8 protein-coding genes are annotated in these 4,871 nt (G+C 73.6%); 4 read left to right on the forward strand and 4 right to left on the reverse strand.

Annotation, left to right across the window (positions count from 1 at the left end):
- The 3 genes from KBX39_RS23120 to KBX39_RS23130 all read right to left on the reverse strand — a co-directional run.
- The coding region (locus KBX39_RS23120) for a YdeI family protein (RefSeq protein ID WP_369010120.1) at positions 1 to 253 on the reverse strand (253 nt) is incomplete at its 3' end.
- Positions 254 to 282: 29 nt separating this feature from the next.
- Entirely contained in the window at positions 283 to 693 is a 411-nt protein-coding gene (locus KBX39_RS23125; protein ID WP_210872480.1) for a diguanylate cyclase, read from the reverse strand.
- Positions 694 to 746: 53 nt separating this feature from the next.
- Positions 747 to 1,115 (reverse strand): helix-turn-helix domain-containing protein, encoded by a 369-nt coding sequence (locus KBX39_RS23130; protein ID WP_223201100.1) that lies wholly within the window; start codon positions 1,113 to 1,115, stop codon positions 747 to 749.
- 60 nt (positions 1,116 to 1,175) lie between these two features.
- Here KBX39_RS23130 and KBX39_RS23135 point away from each other — a divergent pair, with 60 nt between their 5' ends.
- Positions 1,176 to 1,841: an NAD(P)-dependent oxidoreductase gene (locus KBX39_RS23135; protein ID WP_043324673.1), complete on the forward strand. Its 666-nt coding sequence runs from the start codon at positions 1,176 to 1,178 to the stop codon at positions 1,839 to 1,841.
- Here KBX39_RS23135 and KBX39_RS23140 read toward each other — a convergent pair.
- A complete protein-coding gene (locus tag KBX39_RS23140) occupies positions 1,838 to 2,494 on the reverse strand; it encodes an HAD family hydrolase (protein WP_064446208.1) in 657 nt (218 codons plus the stop codon). The two genes, KBX39_RS23135 and KBX39_RS23140, sit on opposite strands and share 4 nt — an antisense overlap.
- A gap of 62 nt (positions 2,495 to 2,556) precedes the next feature.
- Here KBX39_RS23140 and KBX39_RS23145 point away from each other — a divergent pair, with 62 nt between their 5' ends.
- The 3 genes from KBX39_RS23145 (at position 2,557) to KBX39_RS23155 (ending at position 4,870) form a co-directional block, all read left to right on the forward strand.
- Complete coding sequence (locus KBX39_RS23145; protein WP_247660480.1) at positions 2,557 to 3,138, forward strand: carboxymuconolactone decarboxylase family protein; 582 nt, start codon at positions 2,557 to 2,559, stop codon at positions 3,136 to 3,138.
- A gap of 73 nt (positions 3,139 to 3,211) precedes the next feature.
- Entirely contained in the window at positions 3,212 to 4,186 is a 975-nt protein-coding gene (locus tag KBX39_RS23150) for a DUF1152 domain-containing protein (RefSeq protein WP_210872483.1), read from the forward strand.
- Between the two features lie 39 nt (positions 4,187 to 4,225).
- Complete coding sequence (locus KBX39_RS23155) at positions 4,226 to 4,870, forward strand: alpha/beta fold hydrolase (protein WP_104114212.1); 645 nt, start codon at positions 4,226 to 4,228, stop codon at positions 4,868 to 4,870.
- Position 4,871: the final 1 nt, after the last annotated feature.

Here is a 4,871-nt window from a genome sequence, read left to right on the forward strand (position 1 = left end):
GCTGCGACCAGGAGCTGCGGGCCCGGCGCGGGGTGAACCGGATCCAGGAGCTCTCGTGGTCACGCTTGCGGGCCTGCCCGTCGATCCAGCCGAAGCACAACGCCTCGTCGACCGCCTGCTGCCAGGTCAGTGTGGTGAGCGTGCCGCCCTTGCGGGTCAGGGCGAGCCAGACGCCGGGCGACGTGTCGTGGTGGGCGGACAACCACGCGCGCAGCGCCTCCGCGTCGGGCACGATCAGCTCGGCGGTTCCCATGGCCGGAAGGCTATGCCACGGGTACGACGTTAAGGCCGGGCGTGCGGCTCAGCCGCCTGCTGCTCGCCGTCGGGCGACGGATCGGCCGCCCGCCGCAGCCGCCGTCCGGCCACCAGCAAAGCCACGCCTGCGCCGGTGAGCCCCGCGCCCATCAGCCCGCCCGCGACCCCCGCCGCCGGATCGCCCTCACGGAACGCGTACGCCACGGCCGCGGTCAGGATCGGCGCACCGAGGGAGATCGCCATCCACCCGCCGAGGATGTCCTCCTTGTCGGCGAAGGCGTCCGTACTGATCAGGAAGATCAGGATCATGGCAGCGGCGAGGCCGACGAGTAACAACGCCGCGAGGATCAGCGCCGGGTCGCGGGGGAGCAGCCCGGCGGCCGCGGCGAGCACGTAGATGATCGCCGCCGCGATGAGGTTCGCGAGCACGTTCGTCATCACGTTCGCAACGAACCTCCGCAGCCCGCCACGCCCGGTGCCGGCCGGCGCCGTCACGACGTCCGCGAATCGTGCGACCGGCGGGCCGCCAGCAACTCGTCCAGGTGCGCCTCGCTCCACGACCGGGCGGCCGCGACCAGCGTCAGCAGGCTTCGCCCCAGCGGCGTCAGCGCGTACTCCACGCGCGGCGGGTTCTCGTCGTAGGCGGTCCGCGTGACCAGCCCGTCGCGTTCCATCGCCCGCAACGTCTCGGCCAGCACCTTCGGCGTGATCGTGCGCAGCGGCGCCCGCAACTCGGTGAACCGGCGCGGCCCGTGCTCCAGGCACAGCACCACCATCGCGGTCCACTTGTCGCCGATCTGCAACGGCATCATCCGCGACGGACAGGCGGGGTGGAACATGTCCGGATCGAGCGGCGTCACCGCCCGAGCGTAACCCGGTACCGTTGCGGTAACCGGCACCCCGCGTCCTACCGTCGCGCCATGACCAGCATCGCCGTCTTCGGCGCGGGCGGCCGGGCCGGCCGCGCCGTCACCGCCGAGGCCCACCGCCGCGGCCACCGCGTCACCGCCGTCGTCCGCGACCCCGCCCGCCATCCCGACCTCACCTCCGCGGTACGCGGCGACGTCACCGACCCGGAGACGGTCACCTCCATCGGGTACGGGCACGACGCCGTCGTCCACGCGGTCAGCCCGGCGTCCGGGCCGGACGCGCTCGCCGCCGCCGGCCTCGATCCGGACTTCTTCGTCCGGGCAGCCGACGCGCTGCTGCACGGCCTGGCCCGCGCGGACGTGCCCCGGCTCGTGGCGATCGGCCTGTTCGCCACCCTGATCGACGCGCACGGCCGGCCCCTCTACGACGACCCGGCCGTGCTGCCCGCCGAGCTGCGGCCGTTCGCGCTCAGCCACGCCGCCGGCCTGGACCGGCTCCGCGCGGCGGACACCACAGTCGACTGGCTGGTGCTCACCCCACCCGCCGCGCTGGACGTGGCCGGCACCCGCACCGGCCGGTACCGCCTCGGCGGCGAGCGCGCCCCGGCGTCGGCGCCCCTGTCGTACGCCGATCTGGCGGTGGCGGTGGTCGACGAGATCGAGTCGCCGCGCCACCATCGGACGCGGGTCTCCGTGACCGGTGACGCCCCGGCCTAGCCGCCCGCCGCATTGTGCCGCGCCACCAGGTCCGGCAGCTCGTGCAGCGAGTCGATGCGGAACAGGCACCGGTCGGCCACGTCCGGCATGTCGAGGATGTGCCCCCACGGCCCGCGCCGGATCAGGCACGCCGACATGCCGGCGGCCATCGCGGGCGCGGCGTCGTTGTCCGGCCGGTCACCGACGTACAGGATCGCCGCCGCGTCGCCGCCGCTCTCGCGGACCACCCGGTCGAAGAACTCCGGCGCGGGCTTCGACACGCCCCAGGCCGCCGACGTGCCGATCACGTCCACCGGCAGGTCCAGCGTCCGCAGCGTCGCCTCGGCGTGCTCCGGCTGGTTGCCGGCCAGGCCGACGCGCAGACCCTGGTCCTTCAGGGCGGTCAGGCACGCCCGCGCGTCCGGGTACAGATCCTCCTCGCCGAACGACTCCGGGTCACCGGCCGCGACCCGGCGGGCGAGTTCGGCGGTGAGGTCGAAGTCCGGCCGGAACGCCCGGAACACCTCCTGGTAGTCCAGCCCTCGGGCGATCACCGCGCCGAAGACCGCGGAGAACGTGTGCCGGGGTACGCCCAGCCAGTCCGCCCACGTCGCGAACTCGCGCGTCTCGTCGAGGATCGTCCCGCCCACGTCGAAGAAGACCGCCCGGATCATCAGCGGATCGTACTGTCGTTGATCAGCCAGTGGGGGGCGCCCGGGTGGCGCAGACTGCCCGCATGAGCGCCGCCTTCCTCCCCGAACCGCCGCAGAGCCCGGCGGCGAAAGCCGCGTACGAGGAGGACCTCTCCTCCGACGGCTACGTCAACAACCTCACCCGCGTCTGGTGCTGGCGACCCGACGTGCTGATGTCGTTCCAGAACACGCGCGCCGAACTGCTGTCCGCGTCCACGCTGTCGGCGCGTGAGGTGGCGGTGCTGGTCGCCGCCACCGCAGCCGGGCGGGGCGACTCGTACTGCTCGCTGGCCTGGGGCGTCCGGCTGGCCGGGATGAGCGACGAGGAGACCGCCGCCGCGGTGCTGCGCGGCGACGAGGCGGCCCTGTCCGAGCGGGAGACGGCGCTGGCCGACTGGTCCCGCCGGGTCGTGACGGACCCGAACGCCACCACCGAGGCCGACACCCAACGCCTGCGCGACGCCGGCCTGAACGACCGGGAGATCTTCGAGGCCACCACGCTGATCGCTTTCCGGCTCGCCTTCTCCACAGTGAACGACGCGCTCGGCGCGCGGCCGGACGCGCAACTGGTGGAGAACGCGCCGGAGCTGGTCCGGGAGGCGGTCACGTTCGGCCGCCCGGCCTGAACGAGCGGGTCCCGGCCCTCGACCGGCCGGCCACGGGGCAGCGAGCCCGCGCGCGAGCGGAGATCATCATCTGGTGACCGACACCGCCGCGTACACGTTGGCCGTTCCGCCGTTGTTCGCCGCACTGGCTCCGGCGCGCGACGTCCTGATCGCCGGCGCCGGTGGCGGCTTCGACGTCTACGCCGGCCTGCCGCTGGCCCTAGCCCTGTGGCAGGCCGGCAAGCGGGTGCACCTGGCCAGCCTCTCCTTCTCGGAGCTGGAACTGCTCGACCGGCAGGTGTGGGTGGACGAGCACGTCGCGGCGATCCGGCCGGACACCCTCAGCCCCGACTGGTACTTCCCGGAGGGGCACCTGGCCCGCTGGCTGGCGGGCCGGGACCTGCCGTCGACCGTGTACGCCTTCCCGCCGCTGGGCGTGCAGACGCTGCGCGAGGCGTACCGGCACCTGGTCGACCGGCTCGACGTCGACGCGATCGTGCTCGTCGACGGCGGCACCGACATCCTGTTGCGCGGCGACGAGAGCGGCCTGGGCACCCCGGTGGAGGACATCACCAGCCTGGCCGCCGTGGCCGGGCTGGACGTGCCGATCCGGTTGGTGAGCAGCCTCGGTTTCGGCATCAACGCGCACGACGGCGTCAACCACGTCGAGGTGCTGGAGAACCTGGCCGCCCTCGACCGGGAGGGCGGCTACCTCGGCGCGCTGTCCATTCCCGGCTCCAGCCGTGAGGCGGTGCTCTACCGAGAGGCGGTCGCGCAGGCCCAGGCCGCGACCCCGCACCGGCCGAGCATCGTCCAGGGGCAGATCGCCGCCGCCACCGGCGGCGCGTTCGGAGACGTACGGTTCAGTCGGCGCACCGGCGACGGCGACCTGTTCGTCAACCCCCTGATGGCGATCTACTTCTCGGTCGACCTGCCCCGGCTCGCCGCCCGCTGTCTCTACCTCGACCGGATCGAGAACACGATCGGGCGGCGCCAGGTCATCACCCGCATCGAGGCGTTCCGCGACGAGCTGCGGGCCGCCCGCGTGCCCCGGGCGTATCCGCACTGACAATCACGGCTTGTCGTACCGGTGTGGGAGGGTCCGGGCATGACGACGTTCGTGCTCATCCACGGCGGCGGGGGCAGCGCGTGGGACTGGCACCTGCTGGTTCCCGAGCTGGCCGCCCGGGGTCACGACGCGGTGGTGCCGGAGCTGCCGATCGGAGACAGGTCGGCGGGGTTCACCGACTTCCGCCAGGCGGTGATCGACGCCGTCGGCAACCGGGACGACCTCGTAGTGGTCGGGCACTCGTACGGCGCGTTCACCGCACCGCTGGTCGCCGACCGGTTGCCGGTGCGCCTCCTGGTCCTGCTCACCCCGATGATTCCGCGGCCCGGCGAGAAGCCGGGGGACTGGTGGGGCAACACCGGCTACCGCGAGCCGGACGGGCTCAGCGAGGAACAGCAGTTCTACAACGGCGTGCCGGCCGGGATCGTCGCCGAGGCGCCCGCGCACGGCCGGGAGCAGGTCAGCGCGGAGTGGGACGAGCCGTGGCCGCTCGCCGCCTGGCCGGCCGTGCCGACGAGGGTGCTCATCGGCCGCGACGACCGGTTCTTTCCCGCCGACTTCCAGCGCCGGGTGGCCGCCGACCGGCTCGGCGTGGTGCCGGACGAGATCGACGGCGGCCACGCGGTAGCGCTGAGCCGCCCGGGCCCGCTCGCCGACCGGCTGACTGCCTACCTGGTGTCCTGAT

This window comes from Micromonospora sp. D75 (genome assembly GCF_018070405.1).
Classification (GTDB): domain Bacteria; phylum Actinomycetota; class Actinomycetes; order Mycobacteriales; family Micromonosporaceae; genus Micromonospora; species Micromonospora chalcea.